Annotated in this window: 11 protein-coding genes and 2 pseudogenes; 6 read left to right on the top strand and 7 right to left on the bottom strand. The window is 63.6% G+C overall.

Annotated features, from left to right (window positions below):
- Window positions 1–205: 205 nt before the first annotated feature.
- From ACS5RC_RS00065 to ACS5RC_RS00050, 4 genes are read left to right on the top strand one after another with little or no spacing between them, the layout of a single operon-like run.
- Window positions 206–1,303: an OmpA family protein gene (locus ACS5RC_RS00065; RefSeq protein ID WP_478341795.1), complete on the top strand. Its 1,098-nt coding sequence runs from the start codon at window positions 206–208 to the stop codon at window positions 1,301–1,303.
- Window positions 1,304–1,313: 10 nt separating this feature from the next.
- Complete coding sequence (locus ACS5RC_RS00060; RefSeq protein WP_478341794.1) at window positions 1,314–1,994, top strand: AprI/Inh family metalloprotease inhibitor; 681 nt, start codon at window positions 1,314–1,316, stop codon at window positions 1,992–1,994.
- A 51-nt stretch (window positions 1,995–2,045) separates the two neighbouring features.
- Entirely contained in the window at window positions 2,046–2,603 is a 558-nt protein-coding gene (locus ACS5RC_RS00055; RefSeq protein ID WP_478341793.1) for a LemA family protein, read from the top strand.
- A 9-nt stretch (window positions 2,604–2,612) separates the two neighbouring features.
- The gene (locus ACS5RC_RS00050) at window positions 2,613–3,596 is read left to right on the top strand and encodes a M48 family metallopeptidase (protein ID WP_478341792.1); all 984 of its coding nucleotides are present in this window, start codon (window positions 2,613–2,615) and stop codon (window positions 3,594–3,596) included.
- Between the two features lie 407 nt (window positions 3,597–4,003).
- Here ACS5RC_RS00050 and ACS5RC_RS00045 read toward each other — a convergent pair whose 3' ends face one another.
- The 5 genes and pseudogenes from ACS5RC_RS00045 to ACS5RC_RS00025 all read right to left on the bottom strand — a co-directional run bounded on the left by ACS5RC_RS00045 (window position 4,004) and on the right by ACS5RC_RS00025 (window position 9,623).
- The gene (locus tag ACS5RC_RS00045) at window positions 4,004–4,456 is read right to left on the bottom strand and encodes a BLUF domain-containing protein (RefSeq protein WP_478341791.1); all 453 of its coding nucleotides are present in this window, start codon (window positions 4,454–4,456) and stop codon (window positions 4,004–4,006) included.
- Between the two features lie 291 nt (window positions 4,457–4,747).
- Window positions 4,748–5,539 (bottom strand): EAL domain-containing protein, encoded by a 792-nt coding sequence (locus ACS5RC_RS00040; RefSeq protein WP_478341790.1) that lies wholly within the window; start codon window positions 5,537–5,539, stop codon window positions 4,748–4,750.
- A 459-nt stretch (window positions 5,540–5,998) separates the two neighbouring features.
- Window positions 5,999–6,229, bottom strand: a pseudogene (locus ACS5RC_RS00035) (IS3 family transposase); the annotation flags it as partial.
- A gap of 93 nt (window positions 6,230–6,322) precedes the next feature.
- Entirely contained in the window at window positions 6,323–8,200 is a 1,878-nt protein-coding gene (locus tag ACS5RC_RS00030) for a DUF1302 domain-containing protein (RefSeq protein WP_478341789.1), read from the bottom strand.
- Window positions 8,201–8,372: 172 nt separating this feature from the next.
- On the bottom strand, window positions 8,373–9,623 hold the full coding sequence (locus ACS5RC_RS00025; RefSeq protein WP_478341788.1) for a lipase family protein: 1,251 nt from the start codon (window positions 9,621–9,623) through the stop codon (window positions 8,373–8,375).
- Window positions 9,624–10,686: 1,063 nt separating this feature from the next.
- On the opposite strand from ACS5RC_RS00025, the gene ACS5RC_RS00020 reads away from it, so the two are divergent.
- Window positions 10,687–12,159 carry a short-chain fatty acid transporter gene (locus ACS5RC_RS00020; protein ID WP_478341787.1) on the top strand — a complete coding sequence of 491 codons (1,473 nt, stop codon included), beginning with the start codon at window positions 10,687–10,689 and terminating at the stop codon, window positions 12,157–12,159.
- Between the two features lie 128 nt (window positions 12,160–12,287).
- On the opposite strand, the gene ACS5RC_RS00015 is transcribed toward ACS5RC_RS00020, so the two are convergent.
- On the bottom strand, window positions 12,288–12,998 hold the full coding sequence (locus tag ACS5RC_RS00015) for a TetR/AcrR family transcriptional regulator (RefSeq protein ID WP_478341786.1): 711 nt from the start codon (window positions 12,996–12,998) through the stop codon (window positions 12,288–12,290).
- Here ACS5RC_RS00015 and ACS5RC_RS00010 point away from each other — a divergent pair.
- Window positions 12,973–14,625 carry an FAD-binding dehydrogenase gene (locus tag ACS5RC_RS00010; protein ID WP_478341785.1) on the top strand — a complete coding sequence of 551 codons (1,653 nt, stop codon included), beginning with the start codon at window positions 12,973–12,975 and terminating at the stop codon, window positions 14,623–14,625. The genes ACS5RC_RS00015 and ACS5RC_RS00010 overlap by 26 nt on opposite strands.
- A 205-nt stretch (window positions 14,626–14,830) precedes the next feature.
- Here the strand turns inward: ACS5RC_RS00010 and ACS5RC_RS00005 are convergent.
- Window positions 14,831–15,205: pseudogene (locus tag ACS5RC_RS00005) on the bottom strand (transposase); the annotation flags it as partial.

The raw sequence follows: 15,205 nt of genomic DNA, 5'->3' as shown, positions 1-15,205 counted from the left end.
CCTTGCGATCGTATGCCGACACAGTCGCAGTGCGACACAGGGTACAGTTTTCGTCGTGAGCACCATGGCCGGCACCGCGGCGCATCAATGCGCTCGCCCGCCTGAATTCAGCAGATCCAGGCCCACGATAGACAAGACGCGGGGAGTTTGCTGAATGCGCCGCGCAGGCCGCATCAGAGCAGCAATGATTCGGGGGAGCGAACTCATGATCCGGTTGCTGGTGGCTGCCGCGGCCCTGTTCCTCGTTGCTGCCGGGCCACCACCAGCACGGCAAACCCCTCCAGCCCCACCGTTGAAGGCGGGCGCTCTTCCGCCCGGCGATGCACCGGGTGCTCGCGACGCAACGGTCCTGCCTCGATATGCCGGCGCCACCCTGCTGGAGAGCAAAGTGAGCGCGTTCGACGAGATCGCTTTGCCGAACGCAAAGCTGGAACGGCGCGAGGGCCAAGTGGATGCCCGTAACAACGATCTTTTCCTTCCGTCGAACTCACCGCCGAACGAGGGCCGCCTCACGAGAATGAGCTACCTTCTGCCGGAGGGGCGCTCCGCTCTGGAGGTGGTGCGCGGCTATCAGCAGGCGACCAAGGAAGCGGGCGGACGCGTTCTCTACGAGTGTAGTCGCGACGAGTGCGGCGGTTCCGCAGTCACAGCGGCACGATCAGGGGGGAGCAAGACCGGCATCATCCATAGGCTCTACCCCTACGACATGATCGGTGGACCTTGGACCGAATGCGTCCTGCAGGAGGACCGTTCGGACCAGCGTTACACCCTGCTCGATCTCCCGAAGGGTGGCGGCAAGGCGGCCGTGCTGGTCTGGAACGTGGGTGACGTTTCCGCAGGCTCAAACTGCAAAGCCTGGGTCGGTCGCTTGGTGGCACTCGTCGTCACGGTGGAGACGGCCGCGCGCCAACAGCGGATGGAGACGATGGCGGCAGGCGCGGTGGGCCAAAGTCTCGAGCGGGATGGGCGCGTTGCGCTCTACGCCATCCAGTTCGACACGGCGAAGGCAGAGATCAAGCCGGACAGTCAGCCCCAACTCGCCGAACTCGTGAACTTCCTGCGGAGCGTACCCGCCACGAAGGTGCTGGTGGTTGGCCACACCGACAACCAAGCCAGCGTGGAGTACAATCTCGACCTTTCCCGCCGCCGAGCCCAAGCCGTGGTGGCCGCCCTGACGAAAGCTGGAGTCGCAGGAACACGTCTGACGCCGCAAGGGGTCGGCATGGCGGCTCCGCTGGCGAGCAACGATACCGAGGAAGGCCGCACCAGGAATCGCCGTGTCGAGCTCGTCAGGCAGAACTGAGGGCTCCAGCATGCGCTATCACCTTCTCGTAGCCACTCTCCTGCTCATGCATAGGGCCAGTGCAGGCGCAGATCCGGTGCCTTCGTTCATCAAAGACAGTGCGGGCGAGTGGCTCATCGTCACCGACGACGGCAAACCCGGCTGCCGTGTCAACCTCGCGCGTGAGCGTTCAGGCTCGATGTGGCGTGCGACGCCAAGCCAGGACTGCGCGGCACGCTTGCCGACTGTCGCCCGCGCGACCGGTTGGGATTATCAGAGCGGGGTCAGGCTTTTTGGCCCCGATGGAAAGACCCTTCTCGAGTTCGGGGAGGACGAGACCACGATCATGAAGACGTCTTTCGAGAAACCACCCGTCCACTTCATGGTCAAGGCTAAGGCTGGTGTGGAACGGGCCCCCTTTGCTCCGGCGCTCACTGGCACTTGGACGTTGCACCGGCCAGGCGAGCCGTCGCTGTGCTCGCTCACCTTGATCAAAGGTCCGAAGGACGGGGATGCCGAGCTGTCTCTGAAGACCAATACCCCCTGCGACGCCGCCATCGCACGGTTGCGGTTGAACAGCGCTCGAGTCGAGGACTTCAAACTCATGCTCTACGGTCAGCCTGAGACGTCGCTGAGTTTCGAGCCATCGGGTCCGACAAGCTATGCCAAAGTTGACAGCGGCAAGCCTTTGGAAATGGTGCGATCGCCCTGACACGCGGCTGCTGTGGACAGATTCAACTCGGCGATTTGATCGGAACAGCGCATGAAATGGATCATCCTCGGTCTCGGTGGTGCGCTGCTGCTCTGGCTGGTTTTTACCTACAACGGCCTTGTCGCCCTGCGCGCGCGGATCTCGCAAGCGTTCGGAGATGTCGACGTGCAGCTCAAGCAGAGACGCGACCTGATCCCGAATCTCATCGAGACAGTGAAGGGTTATGCCGGCCATGAGCGCGGCACTCTCGAAGCGGTGGTGCTGGCTCGCAACCATGCGGCAGCAGCTCAAGGAACAGCCGACAAGGCGGCAAGCGAAGCGGTGTTGCAGGCGGCTCTTGGCCGAGTGTTTGCCCTGAGCGAAGCCTACCCGGACCTGAAGGCCAGTGCCAATTTTCAGGCGCTACAAGACCAGCTTGCCGACGTGGAGAACAAAGTCGCTGCGGCTCGCCGCTTCTTCAACAATACAGTTGCCGAATACAACGCCGCCATCGCCGCGATCCCAGGCATTCTGATCGCTCGCTCGCTGGGCATGCGCGCTCACGCGAGCTTCGACGTTGGCGAGGGGGAGCGTCAGGCGTTGGACGTACCGCCTCCCGTACGCTTCTGATCCCGTACGATGCTGCCCGCCTACGGTCTCTACACCCATATTCGGCGCAATGAGATCCGTTCGCGGTCGATGATCGCCGCTCTATTCGGCTTCGTTCTTGTGTTCGCCTACGCCCTGGCCCTGGTGGCTCACGCGACGAACCACCATCAAGGCGCAGCATCCAGCCTCGGCAGCAGCCTCAAGGAGGCCGGCACGGATCTGATCTGGCTCGGTCCGCTCGCTTTGCTGTCGGCCTTCCTCTGGCTCTTCGTCGCGTATCGGTACCATCAGGCCTTGATCGATCACGTCGTGGGAGCACGAGCAGTGACCTACGCGGAAGAGCCGGCGCTCTACCGCCTGTTGGAAAATCTCTGTGTCGCTCGCGGCCTTCCTATGCCGGCGCTGCGCATCGCTGAGGATCCGGCTCTAAACGCCTATGCAACCGGTCTCAATCCGCAGCAATATGCCGTGACGGTGACACGCGGGCTGATGCACGCTCTCGATCCACGCGAGATGCAGGCCGTCTTGGCGCACGAGCTGACCCACATCCGCAACGACGATGTGCGCACGATGGTGATCGCGACGGTGATCGCAGGCATCTTCGCGTTCGTAGCCGAGATGGTTGTGCGCAGTGGTGTGCAGAGCCGGGATCGTCGAGATCGCGGTGGTGCGTGGGCCGCAATCTTGATTGGGTTTGCACTGATCCTGATGGTGTGGAGCCTATCGCAATTCATCAGGTTCGGCCTGTCGCGAAGCCGCGAGTATGTCGCGGACGCGGGCGCGGTGGAATTGACCAAAGATCCTGACGCGCTGGTCAGCGCACTTCTAAAAATTTCCGGCCGCGGCGAGTTGGCGGGCGCTCCGTCCGGCTTGATGGAGATGTGTATCGACAATCCGCGCTCTGGCTTCTTCGACCTATTCGCGACTCACCCGTCGATCGATAAACGCATCGCAGCTTTGCAACGCTACGCTGGAGCTTCATCGTTACCCGCCTTGCCTTATCCGACCCAATAGGGCCGCCTATAGACCTGATCCTGCTCCACCAAACGCCTCCGCGCCGAGCGCAGGTTTTGCAGGCATCCTGAACCCTGAAGGAGGGGGGAGGCCATGCCTCGCAAGCACCGCGCAGGCTGCACCAGACGTTCAGGCCGCACCGTTCGTTCGGCGTGGGCTTGTCCGGCTTCGGATTTGCGTCCGGAATAGTGGGGATCCGCAGTCTCGACGAGCGGTACGAGGGCGATGGACATCCTGATCTGCGCGGACCCGGTCTGGCACATCGCATTGGGATCGGGGAGCAGTTGCAGCGCTGCGAACCTTGCGCAGCAACCCGAGGCGCTCGGCCGAATTGCGTGCCAACGGGTCTAGGGGCTGCTCCCGGATGAGCGGATCCTGGAGTCGATCCCTCCAGGATCCATGCGACCTTAGCTGGCCAGTTGCTGGCCTTGACGCCGTTCCACTTCGAAAGCCTGAAGATCGAGAGCCAGCCTGATGATCTGATCGGACTTGAGGCGAGACGGCTCCAGCGGACCGCCAAATCCGTGCTGCAGATAGACCTCCTGGACCTCTGGCGTGCGCATGGCGCCACCCATCGTCCAGTTCGGGAATAGCCGCGCCGGAACGTCCCGCACGTTGATGATGGTCGCGGTGGAGTGCCGGGTATCACGCGCGATCCGGGTGTAGGTCTGGGTGACCTGGGCACGCTCGCCCTCAAGGATCTGCACGAACCAGGTCTTGTCGAAGATGAGGAAGCCCGTGATCCCATCGCGGCTATTGTTGCGCTGGGAAGCGGAAAGGATCTCGCGCATATTGGTGAGCATGGCCCGCCCGTCACCCTGCACGGTGTTGCGGCTGTAGTAGACGAGCTGATGGATCATGATTGTGATGCCTGGCTGATGAAGTGTTATCGATCGAGCGTAGCGCCCATCGGGGCGCTGGTTGTCGGCGTATCTCGATCAGTCTTTCGCCAGGTGAGAGTGACCGTGCCCGCTTAAGATTTCCTGAATAATTGGGAACTCTCGCATACTTGCAAGGACTCCCCTGTGAAAAGCCGGTTAACAGGTCCTGATTTAGCCTCTCTCACGAAGGACATGCGTTTGTGGTCTTCGTGGATCGACTGACGATGCTTGCAGAGCCGCTTTACAAATCCCGGGATCGCTGGATTTGCCTCAAGCCGCTTCAGCCTGTCTTACGTCGGTCAGACAGGCCATTGGGGAGACAGCGTTGAGAGCAGGCAAACTGGCCAGGGCCGGCTTGGCGAAGTAATATCCCTGAAACAGCTCGATGCCCGCAGCCCGCAGCGCCGTCAGCTCAGTCTCGCTCTCCACCCCCTCTGCCAGAACGGTGATGCCGAGTTCACGCGCCATCATCGTCACGCCGGCGATGATGATCTGACGCGCCGGTGAGTTCGCGATGCCGCGAATCAGCTCCATGTCGAGCTTGATCAAGTCGGGCTGGAAATTCGCCAGCAGGTTGAGACCGGCATAGCCAGCCCCGAAGTCGTCAAGTGCTGTGCAGAAGCCCTGTTTGCGGTACTCGGCGATGATGCGTTGCACGTGCAGGACATCGACCATGCGTTCGTTCTCGGTGAACTCAAACATGATCTGCTGGTGCGAGAAGCCGACGCGGCGTGCCGCTTCCAAGGTCGCGCGGATGCAGGCGGCGGGCTCGTAGACGGCGTTGGGCATGAAATTGATGGACAGGCGCGTCTCAGCATCCGGAAACAGCGCACCGGCCAGCTCGATGGCCTTCACCCGGCAAGCTTGGTCGAACTTATAGCGATTTGCCTCGGTCACCTGCGCGAGGACCCATCCGGCACCCTGTCCTTCCGTACCGCGAACGAGGGCCTCGTAGCCCCACACGCGGTTGGCTCCGACATGGACGATCGGCTGGAACGCCATCGTAAAGGCGAACGGCAGAGCAGCTCCATCCTTGCACCCTTGGCAGCCGATCCGACTCATCGCACGTCCTCTCACACTCCAAGCGAGGGCTACTCATCAGCGATTTCTATAGGCTTAACACGGAAGCAAAACGGAATAATATCTGGAACGTACTCTTAGCCTATGTTTGCTCCGAACCGCGCGCTTTGCGCTCGCAACTCTCTCCGTATTGGAAACTTGCTTTGTCAGCGGACGTGCGGATCCTGCACTCTACATCGACAGTGGCGAACAACAGCCGTGCCGATGCGTTGCGGTATAACCCTTCTCGGACTCTCAGCGATTCGTCTGCTCACCCTAACCCGCAGGCGGTTTGGCGTTTTTCTCCTGGTGAGGCAGCCGTGGAGGGTGATCCGTACCAGTGCCGTTCGTCAGGTCGAGCAGATACTCGCCACGATGGATCAGGACATCTCCATACAGATCGACTTGCTCAAGGTTCTGGCCCAAGGTCGCGGCCAAGGCCCTTGCGGGCGAAGGTCACCTTGTGAAGGAGCCGAGCCCCTTGCGCAGCCGTTGGTTCTCAGTCTCCGGAGCATTCATCCGGCGAACCTGATCGCTCTTCAGGCCGCCAAACGCACGCCGCCAGCGGTCGTCCGTCATTGAACGCACGTCGATGGCGCGGATGGCGTCGGAGGCGCTCTGGCCCTGTGAGATCAGCCCATCCGCCTGCCGCAGCTTGGCAACGATCCCCTCGGGCTTCGGGGGCGTGGCCATATCACCCGCCCTTTAGCCTCAGGAGCCATAGCAAAGGGCGGTCGACGTCGTTGGGGAGAAGCAGAACCGGCGTCCACTTCGGCGGAAACCACCCTAATATTTGTAAGACAGCGAGGCCAAGACAAAATCCTTGTCGGAAATCGTATCGGACCGATACCTCTGTGTCAGACTGAATACGCCCGTGATGTTGGCTATGATATTCTCGGTCAGAGAGAAATCGATGCCAGCTCGAAGCCTCACCAAGCCTTGCGAGAACAGCCCATACGGATACGGGGCAAAACCCTTGAGATCGTGCTGAAATCCGAGCGACGGCGCGATACTCGCCATTCCGAAGACATCCTTGTACACGAGGCGCGTCAGAAGTCGGTAGCCGTATGAGAATGGCGTCGCGATGCCATTGGGAACTCCAGCTCGGGCAGAGGAGAAGGCGGCATCGAGGGGGATCGCCTTAGACGAGTCATAACCGTGGACGTAAACGCCACCGAACTCCGCACTGCCGACCCACGAAGACGATCCCAGGATGGACGGTAATCCCTGATCGACACCGATCCCGAACTGCGAGAGGTCGTAGGCTTGGGACGTTACGAGGTCGCTTCCAAAGTACCGCGTGAAGTTTGTGGCCGTAACCCCGCCCATGTTTCTGAGGATCGGGTTTCTATTCGCCAATGCGAGGGCGCCCTGACAGGCATTCGAGGTTCTACTGGCTCCGCATGCGGCTCCGACGGCCCCGAGATAATTCCCACCGAGAATCGTCAACTGATCGTCGTACTGAAGCTGCTGCCCCAGATGCGCGTTGTACTCCATTCGGAGCCGCGTTGTTTGTGAGATGTTGGCACGGAAGGCCGCTCCGAGCAGACCGATATCCCCGCCATAGTTCTTGAAAAACCGCGTTCCGCCGATGAAGTTCGCTGCTGTTTGACCGCGCAGATCGCTGACCGTTCCGGTCGTGAGCCCAATCGTACCGACGAGATCCGTGTAGTTGGCCGCGATAAAATTGAACGCGGCCTTCGCCGGGCCACCGAATTCCGGTGTCTGTATGTTGATCCCGAAATTTCGCAGCCGCCCATCGACGCGGTCCTGGCTGCGAGACACCGACGACCCGAACGGAGTTGCCGGCGTGACGAACGAGCGACCATCGTCTCGAACCAGCCCGGACAACGTCAGATAACGACCGCCCGCACACTGGTAGTCATTGTTGGAGGCAAAGAAACCGCATGGTGCAAGCTCCGTCGGCGCAAAGTCGAATTTGTAAAATGCTTCCATGCCCCAGCCACCGGGCTGCTTGCTGGAAAGCGTCAGCATCGGGAGGGCCTTGAGCGAGTCTTCGAGGCCGGCACCGGGAAGAAAAATCCGGCTCGCGACTTGCGGATTGATGACCTGCGCCCCCAGGGCGAACGACGTCACGTTCCAGCGCAGAATCTGGTTGCCGAGCCGGATGTTGACGGGTTGCTCGTCGCCGACCCGCACGCCGATCCATGCATCGTTCAGATACCCCCCGAGACCCAGTTCCTGATTGGCCTTCGACGAGAGCGCCACCGTCTTATTGGTGTTGATATAGTTTGAGAAGTATACACCGTCGATTTTGGCATCCCACGGTCCTTGTGACCAAGTGACGATGCTGCGACCGCGAAAGCCGGCCAATGCAAGCCCGGGATCGAAATTACGGCTTCCATTGTCGTTGTTCGCGCTGGTCGCTGTCCCTCCGTTGGAGATCGCCACGAGGCTTCGATCGATCGGGCTCGTGCGAAACGCCGCTCCGGTCGAGAGCGTGGTCGCCAGTATGAAGCCATCCAAGCCCAGGAAGGACGGTTGCGGCGTTCCCTTGGGCGCCACGGCCGTCGTCGGCCGGCCCGGGAGAACGGCAGACTGCTCGGGTGTGGGGTCTACCAGCAGGATGCCTTGTGCAGTCGCATCGGTCACAAGGGCGCCGAGCGCGAAGATGCTCAGCGCTTCGCGTATAAATCGCGTCATCTTTTGATACCCCGATACGGATCGCCGCACGACATCGGCATGAAGAATTTCGGAAACGCGGACTTGCTAGGTGGCAGTATATGTTTTCTGGTCGAAGGCTTTTCCTAGTATTGTTTTTTCGAACTCTTCTTGCGAGCCCGCCCTGGACGCTCGTCATGACAGGCTCGGCTGCTCAGCGTGGCAGATCTGCGCAATTCGAGGCCGCGGGCGTACCCTTCATGACCGTTTCAACGAACGCGATTGCGTCCTGCTGTGAAGCGAGGAAGGCGGCTCCGTGATCCGCGCCGCGATAGAGATGAAATGCGACTTTCGCTCCCGCGTCGCAGCTATCCTGTGCAAGTTGCCGCTGTTCGTCGGTCAAGACGTCGACATCCTGATCTCCAGCCCCAAAGAAAATGGGTATGCCTGGCTGCAATGTCGGGTAGCGCAAGACTTGCAAAACGCTCGGAACCTTGAGCGCAAGCGCCAATTTGTTGAGGGTGTTCCCTCGGGTCAGACCTGCCGACACGACGTCCGCTCGGGCGCTGGCAACGCAACTCTGGCCCACGGATGCGAGGACGGGCTGCGCCTGCTCCGTGAAGACGCGCCCGGCGTCACTGGGATCTCCGGCAGTCAAAGCGAAGTAGAAATAATACGCCAGGGCCGGATCGACCTTGTCGCTCGGCTTTTTCCCCCCCGACAAGAGGCGACCGAGGGTGACGTAAGGCGTGCCGGTCGCCACCGCCCCGACCAGTGCGATCTCGGGCGCATAGGTCGGCTGGTAGCCCGCGGACGCGAAGGCAGCCCCGCCCCCCTGCGATTGGCCTATCAGCACGGATTTCGACCCGATCCGCGCTTCCGCCGTCCTGGCGGCTCTAATGCTGTCGAGCACGCTATAGGCTTCCGGGCGCATCTGGTTGTAGGGATGGGTTCCGGGGGTTCCGAGACCCTGGTAGTCCGTTGCAACGATCGCGTAGCCCTTGCGCAGCCAAGCATTGAGATAGGTCGCGTCGCGATAGCTCCGGCCGGCCCACGACGGCGCACAAATATCTGCAACGCCGACCGTCCCGTGGGCCCAGGCAATGAGCGGCCATCCGCCATCAGGGGGGCTGCCCTTCGGCAGGAAAAGCGCGCCCGAGACGGTCACGATGCCTTTTCCGGTGGTGCCGTCGGTCGAGGTATACAGGATCCGTCGCTGATCGCCGGCTTCTGCCAAGCCCTGTTCTGACGCCAGGGGCTCGCTGCGCAGGAGCTCACCGGGCCGGTCGGGAAGCGGCCCGGTCCATATGTAAAACGACGAAACCCTCCCGTCACCGAACCCGGAACCGGACGCTGGCGAAACGGCAGCCTGTGCGAAGGAACTTGATGCTGCGCTCACAAGCAGGAATGGAAGAACAGCAACGTATCGAAATACTCGTTTTGCGACCCGCATCTTGCCGATCAAACTATGACGCATCCCGGAGAGCCCTCGATGACACTTCAAACCCAAGCCTATACGTAATGGATAATTCTCGGCCATCGGCCGCATCGAACACCGCACTCCCTCCGTCGAAGCTTTTTGGAAGACGCGTTTTTGGCATGAACATTTCTCGTTCTTCAGAACTTTATAATATCACAGAGCCACACCTTCCGATTGCACAGTATTATTTTAGATTGTATCCCCTCTGATCTGATGACGGTCGAATGGGCGGATAAATTTCGCAAGGGAATAACGATTTCAATCGGAAACAATCGCCCGACGATTGTAATTTCTCCGGAAACACCCATGGGGCTCCACAGGCCGTCGCGATCGCGTGAGGAAGCGGCATGATACGGCGTGCGTGCCGGGGGCGACGGCCTGGGCGATCTCTTCGGGGTGCCGGGCCATCGCCTCGCTGGTGCGGCGCGGACCGACGAGGCCGGCGGCTTTGCCGCGGGCGCGGCCTGTTCACGGGCGTCGAGGACCGCGGCTCCAGGCCTCCTCACCCGGCAAGGACATCGAAGGCGCGGATCCAGCGGGAGGCGATGAACCGCATTCGTACCGTCTACCCGGCCGCGGTGGCCCTACCGACCGGACCTGCGGCGACCCCGTGCTGCTGCACCGCCCGTCATCATCGACGCCACGACCGTGGACCACGCCGCGAGCGTTCCGTCGGGCGAAGCGGGTCGTGCCGCGGCCGTCATGGGAGCGTTCGCGAAGCGATACGTCCAATAACCCGAGACCTCGGTCCCGCCGAAGGAACTCGCTCTCGACGTCCTCATGTCGGACAAGCTCACGGAGCTGATCAAGTCGCCGTCCGCCGAGGCGAAAACCTGACGCGATGGCGCGGCCGTCGCGTCCCGGGACCCGACGGCCCTCAAGCCTTCAACGTTCGCCCCCCGGAGCACCGAGGCCGGGGATGCGTGATGCCCCGATCACGATCCAGTCTCCCTGTCACGGAGTTCATCGGCACGATCCCTTGAGGGCCATCGGTCGCGCGCCATCCTTCCCGCCTCGGCCATCGAGAGCCGAGCTCGGAGGGACATCCATGGCCGTCGCGCCGACCGATCCAGCGTCATCCCCGTCTGTGCGGCCGGTCGGCCCCGGTGCCGCGACAGCCCCCGGGACCCTGGAGCGGCTCGGCATCCGCTTCACCGCCTGGGCCGAGCGCTGGTTTCCGGATGCGTTCATCTTCGTCGCCATCGCGGTGGTCATCGTCGCCCTGGGCGCCCTGGCCAACGGAGCGCCTGCGGTCGCGGTCGCCAAGAGCTTCGGCGATGGCTTCTGGAGCCTGATCCCCTTCACGATGCAGATGGCCTTCGTCACCATCGGTGGCTACGTCGTGGCGGTCTCGCCGCCGGTGCGGGCCCTGATCGAGCGCTTGGCACAGATCCCGAAGACCGGCAGGGGTGCGGTCGGCTTCGTGGCCGGCGCGACAATGATCTCGTCCTTCATCAGCTGGGGCCTCAGCCTGATCTTCGGCGGCCTGCTCGTCCGCGCGCTCGCCCGGCGGACCGACCTCACGATGGATTACCGGGCGGCGGGCGCCGCCGCCTATCTCGGCCTCGGTGCCACCTGGGCGCTCGGCCTCTCATCCTCGGCAGCGCAGCTCCAGGCCAATCCGGCGAGCCTGACGAAGAACCTCCTCGCGATCTCCGGGGTGATCCCGTTCAGCGAGACGATCTTCCTGTGGCAGTCGATGCTGATCGCGGCCATCCTGTTCGTCGTCTCGGTGGTGATCGCCTACGCGTCGGCGCCCCGCCGCGAGACGGCCGTCACGGCCGAGGCGATGGGCGTCGATGTCGCCCGTGAGGAGACCGACCTCGCGCCGCCGCGCCAGCCCGGCGAGTGGCTGGAGCATTCCCCGATCCTGACGATCCTGCTCGTGCTGATCGCGGGCGGCTGGATCGTCCAGGAATTCGCGCGCCAGTCCTGGATCGTCGCGATCTCGAACCTCAACACCTACAACCTGCTGTTCATCACCCTCGGCCTGCTGCTGCACTGGCGGCCCAAGCGCTTCCTCGTGGCGGTGGCCAAGTCCGTGCCTGCGACGGCGGGCATCCTGATCCAGTACCCGCTCTACGCCGCGATCAGCGGCATGCTGACGGGGCCGAAGAACGCGGCCGGCGCCTCGGCCTCGGACGTGATCACCCACGCCTTCGTCAACCTCAACACCACGGGCACCTTCCCGCTGACGATGGGCGTCTACTCGGCGATCCTCGGCTTCTTCGTGCCCTCGGGCGGCGGCAAGTGGCTCCTCGAGGCGCCCTACGTGCTGCAGGCCGCCAACGAGCTGAAGGTTCATCTCGGCTGGGCGGTGATGATCTACAACGCCGCCGAGGCCCTGCCGAACCTCATCAACCCGTTCTGGATGCTGCCGCTGGTCGGCATCCTCGGGCTGAAGGCGCGGGACATCGTCGGATTCAGCTTCCTGCAGCTCATCGTGCACCTGCCTTTGGTGCTGTTCCTGCTGTGGGCCCTGGCCTTCACGCTGACCTACCACCCTCCCGTCATGCCGTAAGCGGGAGGATCCCGTCAGGAGAGCGGCGCGCTACCCGGAATCCGCTCGGGTCGCATGCCGTGAGCCTGGGTCGCGTCCGCCCAGCCAGTCCGGCGCCGCCGTCGGCCTCCGAACCTTCGCTGTGACGGTCAGACATCATGATCTCGCGTCGCTCGGAGTCCGCGGAGTTGCTCGGCAGCGAGGGCGCGAAGGCTGCCGGCCGGCATATCGGTCGCCGCTTCGAGACGCTGGCCGACCAGGCTGGCCGTGAGGGCATGGCTGAAAAGATCGAGGGCGATCGGCCCGGCTCCGATGGTCTCGGCGGGCACCGAGGCGGGCTCCCCAGCCCGATAAGCCTGCACGCTCGCACGCAGGGCCGAGAAGACCGGTTCCAGCGCATGGTCATCGCCGGTCGCCGAGAGCCAGCCGATCAGCCGTCCGCATCCGGTATCCGCGAAGGCCGCAAAGACGAGGTCGACGACGTCCGCCTCGGCGATCTCGCCGCGCCGGAGGCGCTGCACCGCCTCATTCGCCAGATGCGCGAGGTCTGCGGCCATCTGGGCGATGAGGGCCGTATGCAGCGCGGAACTGGTCCCGAAATGATGGGTGACGTTGCCGTGCGTCATGCCTGTGGCCTGGGCAACGGCCGTGAGGGTGATCGCCGGCGGTCCTCCCGACAGCAGCAAGATCCGCGCCGCATCGAGCGCGACCTGACGGGATGCCTCCGGCGTCCGCCGAATCCGACGGGAGCCCGGCGGCCTTTTATTGTCATTGTTGACAGTAGTGTGCATCCAGGCGATCCAGGGTAACGTGAGGTTCGGGAGCAGGCAGGTCATGGCTGACGCGGACGCGATCGTCATCGGGGCCGGCCTCGCGGGCCTCGTCGCCGCGACCGAACTCGCCGATGCCGGTCGCCGCGTCATCGTGCTGGATCAGGAGCCCGAGCAGAACCTGGGCGGTCAAGCCTTCTGGTCGCTGGGTGGGCTGTTCCTGGTCGACAGCCCCGAGCAGCGGCGCATGCGCATCCGCGACAGCTACGCCCTCGCGCTGCAGGACTGGCTGGGCTCGGCCGGCTTCGACCGGGACGAGGATCATTGGCCGCGCCGCTGGGCGGAAGCCTATGTGGCGTTCGCAGCCGGCGAGAAGCGGGCTTGGCTCCGTGCCATGGGCCACCGGCTCTTTCCGGTTGTCGGCTGGGCCGAGCGCGGGGGCGCCGCCGCCACGACCCACGGCAATTCTGTGCCGCGCTTCCATCTGACATGGGGCACCGGTCCCGGCGTGATCGCGCCCTTCGCGCGGCGGGCGCGAGAGGCCGAGAAGCAGGGCCGTATCATCTTCCGGTTTCGCCACAGAATCGATGGGCTGATCGTCGCCAACGGCGTGGTCGAAGGGGTGCATGGCGCGATCCTCGAACCGGACGGAGGCGCGCGGGGTGTCACAACGAGTCGGGGCGCAATCGGCGATTTCGCGCTGCGGGCCCAGGCCGTCATCGTGGCCTCGGGTGGCATCGGCGGCAATCACGATCTCGTGCGGGCGACGTGGCCGGCCCGGCTCGGCCCACCGCCGAAGCGTATGGTCTCGGGCGTGCCGGCCCATGTCGACGGCCGGATGCTCGGCATCGCGCAGGCGGCGGGTGCGCGCCTGATCAACCGGGACCGGATGTGGCACTACGTCGAGGGCCTGCAGAACTGGAACTCGATCTGGCCGAACCACGGCATTCGCATCCTGCCAGGACCGTCCTCGATGTGGTTCGATGCATTCGGGCGGCGCCTTCCGGCCCCGCTCTATCCTGGCTACGACACGCTCGGCACGCTGGAGCATCTCGCCAAGACGGGGGCGGATTATTCTTGGTTCGTCCTCAATCAGACCATCATCCGCCGCGAATTCGCGCTCTCGGGGTCCGAGCAGAACCCGGATCTCACCGGCAAGGATTGGCGCCTCACGCTCAGCCGTGCCTTCGGCAGGCGCGCGACGGCGCCGGTCGAGGCGTTCAAGGCGCACGGCGCGGATTTCGTCGTGCGGACGACGTTGCCGGACCTCGTCGCCGGCATGAATGCGCTGACGGGCAACGACCGGATCTCGACAGCGGACCTGGAGGCCGAGATCGTCGCGCGGGACCGCGAGATGGGAAATCCGTTCTGCAAGGATGCGCAGGTGATGGGCATCCACAACGCCCGCCGGGCGCTGGGAGACCGGCTGATCCGGACGGCCAAGCCGCACGCCCTGCTCGACCCGGCGCATGGTCCGCTGATCGCGGTGCGCCTCAACATCCTCACGCGCAAGACGCTTGGCGGTATCGAGACGGACTTGGACGGGCGGGTGCTCGGCCAGGAGGGATCGATTCTATCGGGGCTCTACGCGGCCGGCGAGGCCTCGGGCTTTGGAGGGGGTGGCATGCATGGCTACCGCTCGCTGGAGGGCACCTTTCTCGGAGGCTGCCTCTTCAGCGGCCGTCGGGCGGGATGTGCGGCTGCGCGAGCCGTCTGAAGGCCGTGACGGGATGCTCCGTTCAGCCCGTATCCGCCTGCTCAGACCGCAGCCCTTCAGCGCAATCGGCCAGGCGCCGATCCTGGTCCGCGATCCGCCAGCGGGCGTTTGCTCTGCCACTCAGCGAGCTTCGAGGAGGCTCTCGGAATCGGGCGACCGTCGTCCAGCGTAGCGCATCCGGATCCCCATGGCCGTCGGGATCACACTAGAGGCTGTTACGGACTGCAGCGAAGTCGGCGGCCCTGCGGAGGAGTAGGACGCTGAAAGCGACGAGGTGCAATCCGGCCAGAGTGGCGGGCAAGCGCTCGTAGTCACGAGCCAGCCGGCGGAAACGGGCCATCCAAGCACAGGCGCGTTCGACGACTTATCTGCGTGGCAGCAGCACGAAGCCGTGCTTGGCCTCGGATAGCTTTACGACCTCCAGGGCGATGCCGTGATCGGCTGCCGCCTTCGCCGTACGCTCGCCGGTATAGCCCTGATCGACGTAGGCGAGATCCACGCTGTCGCCGGTCGCCTCCTGCACAGCATCAGCCAATGTGGCCACGGCGGCGCGGTCATCGGCATTGGCAGGCGTGACGTG

The sequence above is a fragment of the Methylobacterium sp. HJ2 genome (assembly GCF_056431005.1).
This window is presented reverse-complemented; position numbering and strand designations above follow the sequence as displayed.

Coding starts and splice junctions, on each gene's coding strand:
- ACS5RC_RS00040 (WP_478341790.1), bottom strand. CDS start 5,539: ATGAGTCGGATCGGCTGCCAAGGGTGCAAGGATGGAGCTGCTCTGCCG.
- ACS5RC_RS00060 (WP_478341794.1), top strand. CDS start 1,314: ATGCGCTATCACCTTCTCGTAGCCACTCTCCTGCTCATGCATAGGGCC.
- ACS5RC_RS00020 (WP_478341787.1), top strand. CDS start 10,687: ATGGCCGTCGCGCCGACCGATCCAGCGTCATCCCCGTCTGTGCGGCCG.
- ACS5RC_RS00065 (WP_478341795.1), top strand. CDS start 206: ATGATCCGGTTGCTGGTGGCTGCCGCGGCCCTGTTCCTCGTTGCTGCC.
- ACS5RC_RS00015 (WP_478341786.1), bottom strand. CDS start 12,998: ATGACGATCGCGTCCGCGTCAGCCATGACCTGCCTGCTCCCGAACCTC.
- ACS5RC_RS00010 (WP_478341785.1), top strand. CDS start 12,973: ATGGCTGACGCGGACGCGATCGTCATCGGGGCCGGCCTCGCGGGCCTC.
- ACS5RC_RS00045 (WP_478341791.1), bottom strand. CDS start 4,456: ATGATCCATCAGCTCGTCTACTACAGCCGCAACACCGTGCAGGGTGAC.
- ACS5RC_RS00030 (WP_478341789.1), bottom strand. CDS start 8,200: ATGACGCGATTTATACGCGAAGCGCTGAGCATCTTCGCGCTCGGCGCC.
- ACS5RC_RS00050 (WP_478341792.1), top strand. CDS start 2,613: ATGCTGCCCGCCTACGGTCTCTACACCCATATTCGGCGCAATGAGATC.
- ACS5RC_RS00055 (WP_478341793.1), top strand. CDS start 2,046: ATGAAATGGATCATCCTCGGTCTCGGTGGTGCGCTGCTGCTCTGGCTG.